Raw genomic sequence first — 15,742 nt, 5'->3', positions numbered from 1 at the left:
TCAGGGAACCCGGCGCGGGCCCCGGTGCCGCAGGGCGCTGCCGGCGAGGACGGCGGCGACGGGCAGCAGCACGACCGCGGGCAGCTGGTACCGCCACACGAACTGGGTGGTGATGTCCGGCAGCACCGACAGGCCGAAGCCGACGAGGACGAGCAGCAGCACGAGGGGCCGCGCGGCACCGGCGCGCGGGGACAGGGCTCCGACCGCCCCGACGACGAGGCTCAGCAGGACGACCGGCCCCCACGTGTAGACGACCTTCTCGTAGGCCACGAGGAGGTCCGCCCACGGCTGGCGGGTCTGCTGCTGGACGCCGCCGTGGTCGGCGAAGCCGGGCTCGGTCCACGGCGTCGGCTCGCGGTCGACGTACGTGGAGAACTTCCACTTGAAGGTGGTGTTGTACTCGAAGCGGTCGGTGCGCAACGGGTCGAAGCCGAGGGCGACGTCGCGCAGCACGACCCGCGCGTAGTCCAGCGGCTGGGCGGCGAGCGCCTGGCGGGCGAAGTCCTGCAGCACCGCCTGCCGGTCCACGCCGGGCGGGACGACGAGCGACTGCACGCCGCTGCCGATCTCGTACCAGCCGTAGTCGGTGGGGTCGCGCCGCTCGCCCACCGGCTCGGGCGGGCACAGCACCCGCGCGTACGGCGCGAGCTCGATGCGGTCGCAGTCGACGAACGTCGTCGTGCGCATGTACGAGGAGACCCCGCCGATGCCGGACAGCCCGGGGCTGCCGTAGGTCCCGGCGAACCACGCGCTGTAGGCGCCCACGGGCACGACGAAACCGACGACGAGCAGCGCCACCGGCACGAGGCGCCGCCACCGCCCCGACGCCGCGAGCAGGCAGAAGAGGGCGCCGGCGAGGACGAGCGGCGTCCCGACCTGGCGGACGAGGACGGCGCAGCCCATGACGAGGCCGGCCGCGAGCGCGACGCCGGGCGAGGGCCGGCGCCGCCAGCCGAGGAGGACGACCGCCAGCACGAGGAGGTCGAGGAAGACGGCGTCGCTGAGCGGGCCGTGCTCGAGGACGAGCACCATCGCGTCGAGCAGCAGCGGGAGGACGCCGGCGGCGGCCCACCAGCGCCCCACGCCCCAGCGGCGCAGCAGCGCGTACAGGCCCGTGGCGGCCGCGAGCCCGAGCACGTGCTGGACGCCGACGAAGAGGGCGACGTCGTCCGCGACGAGCGAGAGCGGCAGGAGGAAGAGGAGGCCGTACCCGTCGGGGCGCTCGAGGCTCGGCTGCAGGTCGCCGAGGAAGCGCAGGTAGGACGGGGCGTCGCTCACCATCATCGCCGGCCAGAAGGCGACCGTGACGACGAGGCGCACGAGCAGCCCCAAGCCCAGGACGACGAGGAAGGGCGCGTGGTCGCCGAGGCGCGCCCGCCAGCGGCGCGACCCTCCTGCCCGGGCGGGCCCGGGCGACGGCGGCGCGGGGTGGGCGCTCGCCCGGCGGCCGGCGGTCGTCGTCACGGCACCAGGGTGCGGCATCGGCGGCCGGGACGGGTGCCGCGGGTCACGACCGGGTGACGCTCACGGCGCCGGAGCGGGGGCCGCGGGTGCGGCCCCGCCGGAGCCCCCCGGCGCGCGGCCCCGCAGCGCGGAGCCCCGCAGCGCGGGGGCCACCTCGTCGGCCGGGGTGAGCAGGCCCTCGCGCCACCACGTGCCGACGACGACGCGCGCGTACCGCGACCCGTACACGAGGTTGCGGCCCTTCTTGCTGGCGCCGGCGCTGCGCACGTGCATGGTCGCCGGGACCTCGCGCACGCGGTAGCCGTGCGAGAGCACCCCGAGCATGAGCTCGGACGACTGGTACTGCGGCTGGCGCAGCGTCACGACGCCGGTGAGGTCGGCGCGCATCGCGCGCAGCCCGAACGAGGTGTCGGTGACCCGCGTCCCGGACATCGCGCTGACGACCCACGCGAAGACGTGGACGCCCGTGCGGCGCACCCGGTCGCGCGTGTGCTGGTGCCCGAGGCGCCGCGAGCCGGACACGAAGTCGGCCTCGCCCTCGACGACGGGCCGCAGCAGGGCGGGGACGTCGCCGACGTCGTACTGGCCGTCGGCGTCGGTCGTCACGACGTAGCGGGCGCCGTGCTCGCGGGCCACGCGGTAGCCGAGACGCAGCGCGGCGCCCTGGCCGCGGTTGGCGGGGCAGGCGACGGCGAGCGCGCGGCCCGACGCGGCGACGGCCTCCGCCGTGCCGTCGGTGCTGCCGTCGTCGACGACGACGACCGCGGTCCGCAGGCCCAGCACCTCGGCGGGCAGGCCCGCGAGGACGGCGCCGATGCCCGGCGCCTCGTCGTAGGCCGCGATGACGATCGCCACGGGCGGCAGCTCGGGGACGCCCACCCGCGCGTGGAGGTCGGCGACGGCGGCGCGGTCGACGTCGTCGGGCGGCACCGGCCCGGAGCGGCGTCCGCGGCGCCCGCGCAGCAGGGCGGTGAGGCCCACGGCCCCGGCCGCCGGCAGCACCGCGAGCGCCGGCAGTACGACGGCTGGGGTGACGCCGTCGACGAGCGCGCCGGCGGCGAAGAGCAGCGGCACGACGGCGAGCACGAGCGCGGTGCGCCGCAGGCGCGAGGGACGCGCCCGGCCCAGGCCCGCTGCGGCGGCCAGGGCGAGGAGCAGGCCGAGGGCGGCCACGACGACCTCGGTCGTCACGAGCGGGCCCGTCCCCGACCCGGTCAGCGCGTCCGAGGCCCAGGGCCCCTGCAGCTGCCCGCCGACGTCGAGGGCGCCCTCGCGCGCCAGGGGCGCGAGGACGGCGAGCGGGCCCCGGCCGCCACCGGCCGACAGGCCGAGGAGCACGAGCGAGGCGGTCACCGCGGCCAGCAGAGCGCCGGCCGAGGCCAGCAGCCCGGCCGACGCCCGCCAGAGGACAGCGGCGAGCCCGGCGGCGACGACGAGGACGAGCAGGGGCTCGAGGAGCCCCCGTCCGCTCGCGGCCACCTGCGCGGGGCCGACGGCCGCGGGCAGCGCGGCGAGCGCGGCCAGCCACCGCCAGGCGCCCCACCGGACGGCGAGGTGGGCCACGAGGACCGCCGCGACGGCCCCCACCAGCCCGGCCACGACCTCCTCGAGCCGACCCTCGACGGCGGAGGGGGCGAGGACCCGGACGGCGATCGCCGCGGCGAGGAGCACGCCGAGCGGCCAGTCCCCCGCCAGCCGGCTCCGAGCGGGAGCCGCCCCGGCCTCGACGGGGCGGGCGCGGACCACCACCTCAGGCGACGTCGCCACGCGCGCCCCCACCGGCGCCCGCAGCAGCCCCGCCGTCGGCCCCGCCCCCGCCGTCGGGCCGGAAGTCGGGCCACACGGTCGCCATGCCCTCGGCGAGCGCGGTCGACGGCGCGTAGCCGAGGGAGCGCGCGCGGGAGACGTCGACGACGACGGCCGGCATCTCGCCCGGCCGGGCCGGCTGGTGGTCGACGGGGATCGGCGCGCCCGTGGCCTCGCGGGCGGCGGCGACCATCTCGTTGACGGTGTACGAGCGCGCCCCGCCGATGATCACCGGCCCCGACGGCCAGCCCAGGGCGGCCTGCGCGAGCGCGCGGGCGGCGTCGTGGACGTGCACGAGGTCGCGCCGCTGCTCGCCGTCGCCGTAGACGACGACGCCGCGGCCCTCGGCCGCCGCGCGCATGAGCCGCGGCACGAAGCTGTCCTTCGCGCGCATCCCGGGCCCGTAGACGTTCGTGAGCCGGACCACCGGCGCGCGCAGCCCGAAGGCGCCCGCGTACCCCGACAGGAGCATCTCGCCGGCGGCCTTCGTCGCGCCGTACGGCGTGAGGGGGCGCAGCGGCAGCGCCTCGGTGATGGTGCCGCGCCCGTCCGCGCCCGCGCCCACGTCGCCGACGACGGCGTTGGTCGACGCCAGCACGAAGGCGCCGACGCCGCGCTCGCGGCACAGCTCGAGCAGGCCCGCCGTCGCGACGACGTTGAGCTGCGTCGTCTCGGCCGGCTGCTCGACCGAGCCGAGCACGGACGTGATGGCGGCGAGGTGCACGACGGCGTCGAGCCCCGGCACGACCGCCCGCTCGCGGACGCCCGCGTCGCGCAGGTCCCCGAGGGTCGTGGGGACGTCCGGGTGCTCGGTGCGGTCGACCGCGCTCACCACGGCGCCCGCGGCGCGCAGCTCGCGGACGACGTGGCGGCCGACGAAGCCCGAGGCGCCCGTGACGAGGACGCGCGGCCCCCCGGCCGCCCCCGTCGCGGCGCTCACGAGCCGGACAAGCGCAGGGCGGGGGCCTCGTTGGCGGCGCGGCGCCAGTCGACGACGGGCTTCATGGCCTCGCGGTCCACCCGGTGCGCGTGCTCCTCGACGACCTTGAACATCGACGTCAGCAGCGTGTCGGAGAGCGTGTGCGGCTGGAGGCCGAGGGACTCCAGCGCCGTGTGGACGAAGCTGTAGTAGTGGTCCTCGATCTCCACGCGGGGGTTGTCGACGTGGACGACCTCGGCGACGCCGGGGTAGGCGGACCGCACCGTCTCGGCCATCTGCGAGAGGGAGAACTTCTCCGTCGCCTGGTTGAAGACGCGGAACTCGCCGCGGTCGGCCGGGTTCTCGCAGGCCAGGCGGATGCACTCGACGGTGTCGCGGATGTCGATCGTCGCGCGGGTCTGCGAGCCGCCGCCGTAGACCGTGAGCGGCTCGCCGAGCACGGCCTGGATGGCGAAGCGGTTGATGACCGTGCCGAAGACCGAGTCGTAGTCGAGCCGGGTGGCGAGGCGCGGGTCGAGCGCCGTCTCGTCGGTCTCCTGGCCGTACACGACTCCCTGGTTGAGGTCGGTGACGCGCAGACCCCAGATGCGGCAGCCGAACTCGAGGTTGTGCGAGTCGTGCACCTTGCTGAGGTGGTAGAAGCTGCCCGGCTTCTTGGGGAACATCATCCGGTCGGTGCGGCCCTTGTGGGTGACCTCGAGCCACCCCTCCTCGATCTCGATGTTCGGCTGGCCGTACTCGCCCATCGTGCCGAGCTTGACGACGTGCACGTCGCGGTCGAGCTCGCCGATCGCGTACATGAGGTTGAGGGTGCCGACGACGTTGTTGACCTGCGTGTGCACGGCGTGCTTGCGGTCGATCATCGAGTACGGCGCCGCCCGCTGCTCCGCGAAGTGCACGACGGCGTCGGGGGCGAACTCGCGCAGGACGGCGTAGAGGCCGTCGGCGTCGCAGAGGTCGGTCGTGTAGGAGGCGATGGCCTTCCCGCTGACCTCGCGCCAGGCGCGCACGCGGGTCGCCATCGACTCGATGGGGACGAGGCTGCCGGCGCCCAGCTCGTGGTCGTACTGGCGCCGCAGGCCGTTGTCGAGCACGCCGACGTCGTGACCGCGGGCGGACAGGTACATGGCCGTCGGCCACCCCAGGTAACCGTCTCCACCCAGGACCAGGATGCGCATCGGACTCCCTCTCGCGGGCCCCGCCCGCCGCTGAGCCGCGGACCGGCGCCGCGACGGGGCCGACGGTAGCCGCCGAGCGCCGCCGCGGGGGCGCCCGGGGCCGTACGGCGCGTCAGGGCGGGCTCGAGGCCGGCGCTCGAGGGCGGGCTCGAGGGCGGGCTCGAGGGCGGCGGGCCGGGCGGCGCGGTGGAGGCGCGCCGGTCGCGGAGCCGGGCGGGGGACGCCGCCGCGGCGGGTGGAGGAGCCGCCGCACCCGCCGCTCAAGGACCTCGACCCGCGTGCCGATGCACCGGCGGGGCCCTGGTCGGCCCCGCGCGGGGACCGGCCCCGCGGCGAGGGGGGGTGGCGCACATGGCTCGTCCGGCGGGGTGGCGCGAGGCGTCGGCCGACGTCGACGTCGACCGGCGCGACGACGCGCTGCGGACCGCGGGCGCCCTCGTCGTCTACGGCGCGCTCGCGGGCTCCGCGCGCGCCCACCCGGCGCTGCTGGAGCTCGCGTGGCCAGCCGGCGGCGTCGCGACGCTGTGGCTCCTGGGCTCGTGGGGGCGCCCGTCCCGCCTCGTCCGCGACGCCGGGCTGCTCCTGGGCACGACCGTCCTCGCCTACGCCGCGGTGGGCGCGTCGTCGGCGCGCGGCCTGGGCGTCGGCGCCATGGTGCTGCTCTCCTCGCTCGTGGCGGTCCTCGTCGTGCGCCGGCTGGTCCCGCCGACCGCCGCCGGTCGCGCCCCCCGCCTCGAGCGCCCCGCCGACCTCGGCGCCGTGCTGGCGGCGTCGGCGGCGAGCGGGCTCGTGCAGGCGCTCGTCGGCCCCAGCGTCGTCAGCGCCGCCGACGGCGAGCCGCTCCCCCTCGTCGTGTGGCCCTGGGGCCTGCGCGGCGCCGTGAGCACCTTCGTCGTCCTCGCCGTCGGCCTGCGGCTGGTCGCCGCCGCGGACGCCGCCCTGATGCGCTCGCGGGGCGCCCGCGGGCCGCGGCGCGCCGCCGCGGACCGGTCGACCCCGCGCGCACGGACGGGGGACGTCCTCGAGGCCGCGGCCGTCGTCACGGTCCTCGCCGCCGTCCACGCCGCGAGCGCCGCCACCGAGGACGTCGTCCTGCTCGGCCTCACCGTGCTGCCGCTCGCCGTCTGGGCCGGGCTCCGCCTGCCGACCACGTGGACGGCGGCGATCGTCCTCGCCGACGCGAGCGCGGTCGTCCTCCTCACCGCGCACGGCCTCGGCCCCGTCGAGCCGCTGCCGCCGGGACTGCGGACGGCGACGGCCCAGGTCCTCGTGGGCGTCGTCACCTTCGTCACCCTCGTGCTGGCCCTTCACCGCGACGACCTCGTCCGCGCCGGCGCCCGCGAGCGCCGCGCCCGCGAGCGCGCCCAGGAGCAGGCGGACCTCCTCGGCGGCGTGCTCGCCAGCGCCCAGGAGGGCGTCGTCGTCGTCGACGCCGCGGGGCGCGTCCTCCTCGACAACGACGCGGCGCGGGACCTGCTGGGCGTGCCCGCCGACGCCTCGCGGCGCGCGCAGGACGACGCCTTCGCCCTGCTCCACGTCGACGGGACGCCGGTCGCCGAGGACGAGATGCCGCTCGTCCGGGCCCTGCGCGGGATCCGGACCACCGGCGCCGAGCTGCTGCTGCGCCGCAGCGACGGGACGGCGCGGCGCGTCGTCGTCACCGCGCACCCCCTGCCGGGGCCGGCGGGCGCCCACGGCGCCGTCGCGACCCTCCACGACGTCACCCGCGAGCGCGAGGCCGCCCAGGCCCTCGCCGAGAGCGAGCGGCTGTGCCGCCGGGCCCTCGACGCCTCGCCCCTCGGCATGCTCGTCCTGCCGCTCGACGAGCGGCCGCGCCGCGTCCTGCGCACCAACCCCGCCCTCGAGCGGCTGCTGGCCCGCACCGACCTCCCCGGCGAGGACGTCGCCGACGTCGTCGACCCGACCGACCTGCCCCTGCTCGCCGCCGAGCTCGACGCGCTCGCCGACGGCGCCCCGCCCCGGCGCGTCGAGGTGCGCCTCCTCGGCCCCGGCGGGCGGCGCCTGCGCGCCTCGTGCACCGCCTCGGTCGTGCGGCAGGGCGACGGGCGCCGCGAGGCCGTGCTGCTGCTCGAGGACCTCACGGCCCGCCACGAGGCGGAGCGGGCGCTCGCCCACGCCGCCCGGCACGACCCCCTCACCGGGGCGCCGAACCGCCGGGTCCTCACCGAGCGCATGACCGCCCTCGTCGGCGGCGGCACCCGCGAGGGCGCCCGCGTCGGCGTCGTCTACCTCGACCTCGACGGCTTCAAGGACGTCAACGACGCCGAGGGCCACGCCGTCGGCGACGCCGTCCTCCGCGAGGCCGCGCGGCGCCTCGACGCCGCCGTCCGGCCCGGCGACACGGTGGCGCGCCTCGGCGGCGACGAGTTCGTCGTCGTGTGCCCCGACCTCTCCGCGGAGGCCGACCTCGCCGCCGTGGCCCAGCGCGTCGTCGACGCCCTGGGCGCCCCCTACGCGCCGCCGGCGCGCCGCCACCGCGTCACGGCCAGCGCCGGCACCGCGCTCGCCGGCCCCGGCGAGGACGCCGCGGCGCTGCTCGCCCGCGCCGACGCCGCCATGTACGCCGCCAAGCGCGCGGGCGGCGACCGGTGGTCCGACGGCACGCCGCCCGCCGACGACGTCCCCACGACCGAGACGGCCGTGCTCACCCCCGCGCAGCGGGCCGGCTGAGCACCCCCGCTGAGCGGGCCGGTGAGCTCCCCCGGGGAGCGGGTCGGCTGGGCGGGGCGGCCTCAGCCGCCCGTCGACCAGCCCGGCTCTGCGCCGCCCCGCATGCTCGCGTGGAAGGGCGAGGCCGCGTCCACCTCGCCGCGCGCCACGGTGGCGCCCGTGGCGGCCGAGGCGTAGAGCGCGGCCGCCAGCTCGAGCGTGCTGCGCGCCTCCGCCGTCGTCACGGGCGGCGGGCGTCCCTCGAGCAGGGCGCGGCGCACCTCGCGGTACTGGGCGGCGTGGCCCGACGGCCCGCCGCCCGCCGTCGCCGCCCACGCCGGGGCCAGCTCCTCCGCGCGGCCGGGGGCCGGCGTGAGGGTCCAGTCGTCGTCGTCGTAGCCGTAGAGGTGCTCCAGCTCGACCGTGCCGCGCTCGCAGTCCAGGCGCACCCGGCTCGTCTCGCGCGCGCAGAGCACCGAGCTGACGACGACGGCGAGCCCGCCGTCCTCCAGCTCCACCGTCGCCGTGGACACGTCCTCGGTCTCCGTCGGGCGCGCCCGGCGGGCCGCCCGCGCCGTCACCGAGCGCCACGGGCCCGCGAGGGACAGGAGCAGGTCCACCTGGTGGATGCCGTGGCCCATCGTCGGGCCCCCGCCCTCGGAGTCCCACCGGCCGCGCCACGGGACGGCGAAGTAGGCGTCGGGCCGGTACCAGAGCGTCTCGCACAGGGCGACGTCCACGCGGCCGAGGGCGCCGCGGCGGAGCATCTCGCGCACGCCCACGGCCCGGCCGCCGAAGCGGTGCTGCGCCACGGTCGCGCACCACCCGCGGCTGGCCGCCTCCGCGGCGGCGACCTCGTCGAGCTGGGCCAGGGACAGGGCCACCGGCTTCTCGACCAGCGCGGTCACGTCCCGCTCCAGGCAGGCCACCGCCTGCTCGGCGTGGAGCCACGGCGGCGAGCACAGGGCGACGACGTCGACGCCGCCGGCCCCCTGCAGCCGGTCGAGCATCTCCTCGAGCGACGCCGCGGCCACCGGCGCCCCCCAGCGCCCCGCGAAGTCGGCCACGCGGCCGGCGTCGGGGTCGGCGCATCCGACGAGCTCGAGGTCGTCCGCGGCGGCGACGGCCTCGGCGTGCAGCCCCGACACGCCACCGGTGCCGACGACGGCGACGCGCGTCCGCGCGGGCTCCTCGACCCCCGAGTTCCGCTGGTCAGCGGCCCGCTGCCCACCGCCGCGGGGCTCCGGGGCGTCCGTCCCCGCCGTCGTCGTGGTCGCCATCGCCGGACCTCCGCGTCCTCGTCGCCGTCACGTCCGCCGACCGCGGCGGAAAGCGCTTGCACACCGTAGTGCGAAGGCGGGGTCGTCGAGGCGGCGGCGTCGGGACGGCGGCGTCGGAGGGAGAGGACGCCGCGGTTCAGCCGTCGCCGTCGCGGGCCAGGACGAGGAGGGTGAGGTCGTCCGACCCCGCACCGCCGGTGTGCCGCTCGACGGCGGCGAGGACGGCGTCGGCCGTGCGCCCCGCCGTCCCCGGGCCGCGGCGGGCGGCGGGCGGGAGGGCGTCGAGCGCGGCGAGGAGGCCCTCCTCGCCGAGCATGCGCCGGGAGCCGTCCATCGCCTCGGTGACGCCGTCGGTGTAGAGGACGAGCTGGTCGCCGTGGCGCAGCGCCACCCGCTCCTCGTGGACGACCACCTCGGGCAGCAGCCCCAGCAGCGAGCCGTGGCGGCCCACGAGCCGCGGCGGCCCCTCCGCCGGCAGCAGCACTGGCCGCGGGTGGCCGGCGAGCGCGACGACGACCTCGTCCTCGGGGGCCTCCTCGCCGGCGACCCCGCCGTCGACCCCGCCGTCCGCCGCGGGCAGGGCGAGGAGCGCCAGCGTGGCGAAGCGGCCGTCCATCGCGTCGCGGACGACGCCGCCGACCTCGCGCAGGAGCGGCCCCGGGCGGCGCTCGCCCGCCGCCGCCCCGCGCAGGGCCCAGCGCAGGACGCCGGTCGTCGCCGCGGCGCGGGGACCGCGGCCGGAGACGTCGCCGATGAAGGCGTACCAGCCCCCGCCCGGGCGGGGGAGGACGTCGTAGACGTCGCCGCTGACCTCGCCGCGCGAGCCGTCCGGCCGGGTCGCCGGCGAGTAGCGCACCGCCGTCCGGTACCCGGCCAGCTGCGGCAGCGACGCGGGCACCAGGGTGCGCTGGAGCTGGTCGGCGATCTCGGCCTGCTCCGCGCTCAGCACGTCCCGGGCGCGCTCGGCCGCGACCTGCGCCGTGACGTCGCGCTGCACGGCGACGTAGTGGGTGACCCGCCCCTCGGCGTCGCGCAGCGGTGACAGCGACAGCTCGTTGGAGAAGACCGCGCCGTCCGCCCGCCGGTTCGGCAGGGTGACGACGCCGGAGGCCCCGGCCCCCAGCAGCGCGCGGATGCGGGCGGGCGCGTCCCCGACGTCCAGCCCGTCCTGGAGGAAGCGGCAGTTGCGCCCGAGCGCCTCGGCGGCCGGGTAGCCCGTCGTGCGCGTGAAGGCGGGGTTGACGTACACCAGCGGCTCGTCGGGCGCCGTGACGTCGGCCACGCACACCGCCTGGTCGACGGCCTCGAGCGCCGCGACGAGCAGCCCGTGGCCGCTCGCGGGGCCCACGGTCGCGCCGACGCCGACGCCGGCGGGCGCGCCGGGGCTCGGGCTGCGGGGCACGGAGGGCTCCTTCACACGGCGGGCGGGGGGCGGTCGCGGGGCGGCGAGGCCGTCGACGCTACCTGCGCGGCGGGCGGAGCGGCGGGCGAGGGCCGGTGGGGCGGCGCACCCGCGGCACCCGGCCGGGACGGCAGCAGCCCCGGACCACCGGTCCGGGGCTGCGTGCTCGCGGTGCGCGAGGGGGGAGTCGAACCCCCACGCCCTCTCGGGCACACGGACCTGAACCGTGCGCGTCTGCCTGTTCCGCCACTCGCGCGAGCGGGGTGAACGCTAGCACGTGGGCGCCCTCGGCCCCGCCGCCGCGGAGGCGGCGCCCCGCGGCGCGGGAGGGGGTGGCCGGGCCGAGCGGTCAGGGCCGGTCGGGCGACCCGGCCGGTGACGGCGGTCGGCGCGCCGACAGTGGTGCAAGCGCTTTCCAACGGCGGGCCCCCGGTGTGACCATGGGCGCGTGACCTCCCGCGCACCGCTGCCCGACCTCGACGGGGAGCGTCCGCTGCGCTCGGCCCTGCGGCTCCTGCGGCCCCACCGGCGGGGCGTCGCCGCTGCCGTCGCCTGCATGGCCGTCAAGGAGACGCCCGTGTGGCTCATGCCCGTCGTCACCGGGCGGGTCGTCGACGTGCTCGTGGCGGGCGGGCCCCTGCGCGAGCTGTGGCTGTGGACCGCCGTGGCGCTCGTGACCCTCGCCGTCAACTACCCCGGCATGGTGCAGTTCACCAGGCGGTACATGGGCGCGGTGCGCACGGTGGGCGCCGACCTGCGCAACGCCCTCACCGAGCGCCTGCAGACCCTGTCCATCGGCTTCCACACGCGCGTCAGCGCCGCCGTCGTCCAGACGAAGGTCGTGCGCGACGTCGAGAACGTCGAGCTCATGCTCGCCCAGATCGCCCACCCGCTGCTGTCGGCGGCGCTCGTCGTCGTCGGCGCGGTGGTCATGACGGCGGTCGCCGTGCCGCAGTTCCTGCCGGTGTACGCCCTCACCATCCCGCTGGCCGTGGGGCTGCGGTACGTGCTCGGCCGCCGCTCGCGGCTGCGCAACCAGGACCTGCGCCAGGAGGTCGAGCGCTTCTCCGCGCGCGTGGGCGAGATGGCCGTCCTCATGCCCATCACGCGCGCCCACGGGCTGGAGCGCACCGCGGCCGACCGCGTCGCGACGGGCGCGCTCGACGTGCGCGAGGCGGGCTTCCGCCTCGACATGCTCAACGGCCGCTTCGCGTCCGCGTCGTGGGTGTCCCTGCAGCTGCTCGGCGTCGTCTGCCTCGTGGCCGCGGCGTCGACGTCGCTCACCGGGCTGCTCGCCATCACCCCCGGCGAGGTCGTGCAGCTCTCCTCCTACTTCGCGCTCCTCACGGGCGCGATGACGAGCCTGCTCATGCTCCTGCCCGTGGGCGCCCGGGGCCTGGAGTCGGTCCGGTCGATCGCCGAGGTGCTCGCCGAGCCCGACCTGGAGGTCAACGAGGGCCGGCGGGCCGTCGGCGCCGTCGAGGGCCGGCTCGTGCTCGAGGGCGTCTCCTACCGCAACCCCGGCGCCGAGGAGGACGCGCTCTCCGCGGTCGACCTCGAGGTCCGCCCCGGGGAGGTCGTCGCCTTCGTCGGGCCGTCGGGCTCGGGCAAGTCGACGGTCCTCAACCTCGTGCTGGGCTTCCTGCGCCCGACGGCGGGCCGCCTGCTCGTCGACGGCGCCGACGCCGCCGGGCTCGACCTGCGCACCGTGCGCCGCCACGTCTCCGTCGTCCCGCAGGAGCCCGTGCTCTTCGAGGGGTCGGTGCGCGAGAACGTCACCTACGGCCTCGTCGACGTGCCCGACGAGCAGGTGCGGCGGGCGCTCGCCGACGCAGGCGCCGACGGCTTCGTCGACGCGCTCCCGCAGGGGTGGGACACGGTCGTCGGCCAGCGCGGCGCCCGCCTGTCCGGCGGTCAGCGCCAGCGCCTCGCCATCGCCCGGGCGCTCGTGCGCGACCCGCGCCTCCTCCTGCTCGACGAGGCCACGTCCGCGCTCGACCCGGAGGCCGAGGGGGTCGTCCAAGAGGCCCTGGGCCGCCTCATGCGGGGTCGCACGACCCTCGTCGTGGCCCACCGGCTCACCACCGTGCGGGCCGCCGACCGCATCGTCGTCCTCGAGGGCGGCCGGGTCCGCGAGGTCGGCCCCCGCGAGGAGCTGCTCGGCGCGGACGGCCGCTACGCCGCCCTCGAGCGCGCGCAGGGGCTCTGACCGCGGACCCGCCGCCGTCCGGGGCCGCCCCGCGTGGCCGCCCGGTGCCGTCGGACGTCGTCGCTAGGGTGGCGCGCCAGGCGACCGCCGCCGAGCAGGTGCGGCGGCGGACGGGCAGGAGGGAGGCCGGCGTGGGAGTCCTCGACCGCTTCGAGAAGCGCATCGAGCGCGCCGTCAACGGCGTCTTCGCCCGCGCCTTCAAGAGCGAGGTGCAGCCGGTCGAGCTCGCGAGCGCCCTGCGCCGGGAGACCGACACCTCCGCCCAGGTCCTCAGCCGCGAGCGCACGCTCGTCCCCAACGCCTTCACCGTGGCCCTCGGGCCCTCGGACCACGAGCGCATCGCCACGTGGGACGACGCCCTCGGCGAGGAGCTGGCCGACGCCGTCACCGAGCACGCCCGCACCCAGCACTACTCCTTCCTCGGCCCCGTCTCGGTGGCCTTCGAGCGCGACGACGACCTCGAGACGGGCGTCTTCACCGTCCGCAGCGCGCGGGTCAAGGGGTCCATCGCCCCCGCCACCGCGGCGACGGCGACGCCCGAGCACCCCGTGGTCGACGTCGACGGCACGCGCTACCAGCTCACGGGACGCTCGACCGTCATCGGGCGGGGCAGCGAGTCCGACGTCGTCGTCGACGACCCGGGCGTCTCGCGGCGGCACGTCGAGATCCGCCTCGACGGCGGCCGGGCGAGCGTGCGCGACCTCGGCTCGACCAACGGCACCTACGTCGACGGCCGCCGGGTCGACGCCGGCCCCCTCGTCGACGGCGCCGTGGTGAGCATCGGGCGCACCCGCATCACCTTCTCCAGCCGCGACCGCACCCGCCGCCGGGACGACGACGGCACCGGCACGACGGGGGCCGCCCGGTGAGCGAGCTCACCTACACCGTCCTGCGCCTCGGGCTGCTCGTGCTCCTGTGGGTGCTCGTGCTCGCCGTGGTCGGCGTCCTGCGGCGCGACGTCTTCGGCACCCGCGTCGTCGCGCGCCCGTCGGAGGGGCGACCCGCCGCGGCCGGCCGCCCGCCGCGGGCGGCGCGCGACGACCGACCGGCCCCGCCGCCGGAGGACCGCACCGTGCCGCGGCAGGTCGTCGTCGTCGAGGGTCCGCTGCGGGGGACGGGCCTGGCGCTCGGCTCCGCGCCCGTCCTCGTGGGCCGCTCCCCGGACTGCTCGCTCGTCCTCGAGGACGACTACGCCTCGGGGCGGCACCTGCGCCTCTTCCCGCGCGACGGGCGCTGGTGGGTCGAGGACCTGGGCTCGACGAACGGCACGCTGCTCGGCCGGGAGCCGCTGGGCGCGCCCGCGCCGGTCGAGGCGGGCGCGCAGCTGCGCATCGGCCGCACCGTCCTCGAGCTGCGGCGGTAGCGGCGTGGCCACCGCCCTGCGCTACGCCGCGCGCTCCGACGTCGGCCTCGTCCGGTCCTCGAACCAGGACTCGGCCTACGTGGGGCCGCACCTGCTCGTCGTCGCCGACGGCATGGGCGGGCACGCCGGCGGCGACGTCGCCTCCTCCATCGCGGTGGCCGAGCTGAGCCGGCTCGAGGGCGAGTCCCACGGCGCCGACGCCCTGGGCCACCTCGAGGAGGCCGTGCGGCGGGCCTCCGCCCGCCTGTCCGAGCGCGTGCGGGAGGAGCCGGCCCTCGCCGGCATGGGCACCACGGTCACGGCGCTGCTGCGCAGCGGGGACCGCCTGGCGCTGGCCCACATCGGCGACAGCCGCGCGTACGTGCTCCGCGACGGCGAGCTCGCCCAGGTCACGCACGACCACACGTTCGTCCAGCACCTCGTCGACGAGGGCCGCATCACCGCCGAGGAGGCCGAGCACCACCCGCAGCGGTCGGTGCTCCTGCGCGTCCTCGGCGACATCGACTCGAGCCAGGAGCTCGACACCTCGGTCCGCGAGGCGCGCACCGGCGACCGCTGGCTCCTGTGCTCTGACGGCCTGTCCGGGATGGTCGGGCACGCGACGCTGCGCGAGGCGCTCGCGGGCGTGCCCGACGTCGGCGAGTGCGCCGACCTCCTCGTGCAGCTCGCGCTGCGCGGCGGCGGCTCCGACAACGTCACCGTCGTCGTGGCCGACGTCGTCGACGTCGCCACCGCGCCGCCCGACCACACGGCCGTCGTCGGCGCCGCCGCCGCCGAGCACACGAGGCCGACCGGCGACGCGACGTCGCCCGCCGCCCGCGGGGCCGCCCTCGGCCGCCCGGCGCCCGCGGGGGACGACGGGCCCGGCGGGGCCGCCGGCGCCACGGGCGCGGCCGCGGGCGGGCGCCGTCGCGGCCCGTGGCCCCGCCTGCTCGCCGGCGCCGTCGTCCTCGCCGTCCTCGTCGCCGGCGTCCTCGCCGCGTGGCGCTGGAGCCAGGACCAGTACTTCGTCGGCGCCGACGCCGACGGCCGCGTCGCCGTCTTCCGCGGCCTCCCGCAGGACGTCGGGCCGGTGCGCCTGTCCTCCGTCGTCGAGGAGGCCGGGCTCGACCTCGGCGACCTGCGCCCTGTCTCCCGCGGCGCCGTCAGCGAGGGCATCACCGTCGACGACCTCGCCGCGGCCCGCCGGGTCGTCGCGACGCTGCTGGGCCAGGCGTGCCCGGCGCCCTCCCCCGAGCCCGAGCCGTCCCCCCAGCCGACGCCGTCCCCGACGACCGCGACCACCGCCGGCCCCACCACCTCGGCGCCCACGGCCGCACCGACCACGGGGGCGACCGCCTCCCCGGCGCCGTCGGCGACCGCTGCGGACGACGACGCCGGCGCCGAGGACGTGCCCGCGGGCTGCGCCGCCCTGGACGGGGAGGGCTGAG

11 protein-coding genes and 1 tRNA gene are annotated in these 15,742 nt (G+C 78.2%); 5 read left to right on the top strand and 7 right to left on the bottom strand.

Annotation, left to right across the window (positions count from 1 at the left end; all coding sequences use genetic code 11):
• From Q0789_RS10955 to Q0789_RS10940, 4 genes are read right to left on the bottom strand one after another with little or no spacing between them, the layout of a single operon-like run.
• Positions 1-1,464 carry a hypothetical protein gene (locus tag Q0789_RS10955; protein ID WP_298805060.1) on the bottom strand — a complete coding sequence of 488 codons (1,464 nt, stop codon included), beginning with the start codon at positions 1,462-1,464 and terminating at the stop codon, positions 1-3.
• A 60-nt stretch (positions 1,465-1,524) separates the two neighbouring features.
• Positions 1,525-3,231: a glycosyltransferase family 2 protein gene (locus Q0789_RS10950; protein ID WP_298805058.1), complete on the bottom strand. Its 1,707-nt coding sequence runs from the start codon at positions 3,229-3,231 to the stop codon at positions 1,525-1,527.
• Complete coding sequence (locus Q0789_RS10945) at positions 3,215-4,210, bottom strand: NAD(P)-dependent oxidoreductase (protein WP_298805056.1); 996 nt, start codon at positions 4,208-4,210, stop codon at positions 3,215-3,217. Before Q0789_RS10945 ends, Q0789_RS10950 begins: the two co-directional genes overlap by 17 nt.
• On the bottom strand, positions 4,207-5,388 hold the full coding sequence (locus Q0789_RS10940) for an NAD-dependent epimerase/dehydratase family protein (RefSeq protein WP_298805054.1): 1,182 nt from the start codon (positions 5,386-5,388) through the stop codon (positions 4,207-4,209). Before Q0789_RS10940 ends, Q0789_RS10945 begins: the two co-directional genes overlap by 4 nt.
• A gap of 351 nt (positions 5,389-5,739) precedes the next feature.
• Here Q0789_RS10940 and Q0789_RS10935 point away from each other — a divergent pair, with 351 nt between their 5' ends.
• Positions 5,740-8,079, top strand: a complete 2,340-nt coding sequence (locus Q0789_RS10935; RefSeq protein ID WP_298805052.1) for a diguanylate cyclase — start codon at positions 5,740-5,742, stop codon at positions 8,077-8,079.
• A 62-nt stretch (positions 8,080-8,141) separates the two neighbouring features.
• Here the strand turns inward: Q0789_RS10935 and Q0789_RS10930 are convergent, their stop codons facing one another.
• The 3 genes from Q0789_RS10930 to Q0789_RS10920 all read right to left on the bottom strand — a co-directional run bounded on the left by Q0789_RS10930 (position 8,142) and on the right by Q0789_RS10920 (position 10,996).
• Positions 8,142-9,338, bottom strand: a complete 1,197-nt coding sequence (locus Q0789_RS10930; protein ID WP_298805050.1) for a Gfo/Idh/MocA family oxidoreductase — start codon at positions 9,336-9,338, stop codon at positions 8,142-8,144.
• A gap of 136 nt (positions 9,339-9,474) precedes the next feature.
• A complete protein-coding gene (locus Q0789_RS10925) occupies positions 9,475-10,740 on the bottom strand; it encodes a SpoIIE family protein phosphatase (protein WP_298805048.1) in 1,266 nt (421 codons plus the stop codon).
• A 172-nt stretch (positions 10,741-10,912) separates the two neighbouring features.
• A tRNA-Leu gene (locus Q0789_RS10920) sits at positions 10,913-10,996 on the bottom strand.
• 192 nt (positions 10,997-11,188) lie between these two features.
• Here Q0789_RS10920 and Q0789_RS10915 point away from each other — a divergent pair.
• From Q0789_RS10915 to Q0789_RS10900, 4 genes are all read left to right on the top strand, one after another.
• Positions 11,189-12,949 carry an ABC transporter ATP-binding protein gene (locus Q0789_RS10915; protein WP_298805046.1) on the top strand — a complete coding sequence of 587 codons (1,761 nt, stop codon included), beginning with the start codon at positions 11,189-11,191 and terminating at the stop codon, positions 12,947-12,949.
• A gap of 131 nt (positions 12,950-13,080) precedes the next feature.
• Positions 13,081-13,818 (top strand): DUF3662 and FHA domain-containing protein, encoded by a 738-nt coding sequence (locus Q0789_RS10910; protein ID WP_171202821.1) that lies wholly within the window; start codon positions 13,081-13,083, stop codon positions 13,816-13,818.
• Entirely contained in the window at positions 13,815-14,312 is a 498-nt protein-coding gene (locus tag Q0789_RS10905) for an FHA domain-containing protein (RefSeq protein WP_298805043.1), read from the top strand. The genes Q0789_RS10910 and Q0789_RS10905 overlap by 4 nt, the downstream gene beginning before the upstream one ends.
• 4 nt (positions 14,313-14,316) lie before the next feature.
• Positions 14,317-15,741, top strand: coding sequence for a PP2C family serine/threonine-protein phosphatase (locus Q0789_RS10900; RefSeq protein WP_298805042.1), 1,425 nt, complete (start codon positions 14,317-14,319; stop codon positions 15,739-15,741).
• Position 15,742: the final 1 nt, after the last annotated feature.

Source organism: uncultured Pseudokineococcus sp. (genome assembly GCF_947499845.1).
Classification (GTDB): domain Bacteria; phylum Actinomycetota; class Actinomycetes; order Actinomycetales; family Quadrisphaeraceae; genus Pseudokineococcus.
Note: the sequence above shows the minus strand (reverse complement) of the source record. Positions and strands in the feature narration are given on the sequence as shown.